Source organism: Pseudogracilibacillus sp. ICA-222130, assembly GCF_037892545.1.
Classification (GTDB): Bacteria; Bacillota; Bacilli; order Bacillales; family Amphibacillaceae; genus Pseudogracilibacillus.
Window position 1 is genome coordinate 1 of the sequence record NZ_JBBKBG010000080.1, and the last position, 1221, is coordinate 1221.

Annotated in this window: 9 tRNA genes and 1 rRNA gene; all 10 read right to left on the reverse strand. The window is 48.0% G+C overall.

Annotation, left to right across the window (positions count from 1 at the left end):
- Positions 1-137: 137 nt before the first annotated feature.
- The 10 genes from WKT09_RS13650 to rrf all read right to left on the reverse strand — a co-directional run bounded on the left by WKT09_RS13650 (position 138) and on the right by rrf (position 1131).
- A tRNA-Ala gene (locus WKT09_RS13650) sits at positions 138-210 on the reverse strand.
- A 36-nt stretch (positions 211-246) separates the two neighbouring features.
- Positions 247-323, reverse strand: a tRNA-Pro gene (locus tag WKT09_RS13655).
- Between the two features lie 13 nt (positions 324-336).
- Positions 337-413 (reverse strand) — tRNA-Arg (locus WKT09_RS13660).
- A gap of 5 nt (positions 414-418) precedes the next feature.
- A tRNA-Leu gene (locus WKT09_RS13665) sits at positions 419-507 on the reverse strand.
- 24 nt (positions 508-531) lie between these two features.
- Positions 532-606, reverse strand: a tRNA-Gly gene (locus tag WKT09_RS13670).
- Positions 607-630: 24 nt separating this feature from the next.
- A tRNA-Leu gene (locus tag WKT09_RS13675) sits at positions 631-715 on the reverse strand.
- Between the two features lie 10 nt (positions 716-725).
- A tRNA-Lys gene (locus WKT09_RS13680) sits at positions 726-798 on the reverse strand.
- Positions 799-851: 53 nt separating this feature from the next.
- Positions 852-927, reverse strand: a tRNA-Thr gene (locus WKT09_RS13685).
- Between the two features lie 4 nt (positions 928-931).
- Positions 932-1007, reverse strand: a tRNA-Val gene (locus WKT09_RS13690).
- A gap of 8 nt (positions 1008-1015) precedes the next feature.
- Positions 1016-1131 (reverse strand): 5S ribosomal RNA (rrf, locus tag WKT09_RS13695).
- Positions 1132-1221: the final 90 nt, after the last annotated feature.

The window sequence follows — 1221 nt, forward strand, 5'->3', positions numbered from 1 at the left end:
AGTTTCTGACACCGCAGAAACATCTTAGCTTAAAGTTTCGCTTGACGAGGTTAAAAAAGCATTGCTTTCTTAACATCTTATTTCTTTGACATTTATTGTCTTTGTTCAGTTTTCAAGGAACAAATTGCATAATAAAGTGGAGCCTAGCGGGATCGAACCGCTGACCTCCTGCGTGCAAGGCAGGCGCTCTCCCAGCTGAGCTAAGGCCCCATTACATAAAAGTATTGCCTATTCATTTATAGGAAATGGTCGGGAAGACAGGATTTGAACCTGCGACCTCTTGGTCCCAAACCAAGCGCTCTACCAAGCTAAGCTACTTCCCGTCTGCAATTTATATGGCGCGCCTGAGAGGAGTCGAACCCCTAACCTCTTGATCCGTAGTCAAGCACTCTATCCAATTGAGCTACAGGCGCAAAAATGGTGCCGAGGACCGGAATCGAACCGGTACGGTGTTCACACACCGCAGGATTTTAAGTCCTGTGCGTCTGCCTGTTCCGCCACCCCGGCAGCACCAAATTCCAAACTTTTCGTTGGAGCGGAAGACGGGATTCGAACCCGCGACCCCCTCCTTGGCAAGGAGATATTCTACCACTGAACTACTTCCGCAAAGTATTAAATTATTGAGCTGGATGGTGCGGGTGAAGGGAGTTGAACCCCCACGTCTGAAGACACTAGATCCTAAGTCTAGCGCGTCTGCCGATTCCGCCACACCCGCGTCATCATAGTGAGCCATACAGGACTCGAACCTGTGACCCTCTGATTAAAAGTCAGATGCTCTACCACCTGAGCTAATGGCTCCCGTTGAATAGTATACGCTATTTCATTGTAAAAGTAAAGCGATATGGTTTGTATGGTGCCGGCCAGAGGACTTGAACCCCCAACCTACTGATTACAAGTCAGTTGCTCTACCAATTGAGCTAGGCCGGCATAATGGTGGAGGATGCAGGGCTCGAACCTGCGACCCCTTGCTTGTAAGGCAAGTGCTCTCCCAGCTGAGCTAATCCTCCATTGTACAGCCTGGCGGCGTCCTACTCTTGCGGAGGTTAAACCTCGACTACCATCGGCGCTAGAGAGCTTAACTACTGTGTTCGAGATGGGAACAGGTGTGGCCTCTCTGCCATAGCTACCAGACTATATTTTGTTTGCTTTTTCGACATTAAATTCGAAAGACAAAATTTATTATACATGCCTTTGAAATCAAAAGCAAGTATTTTGATGATT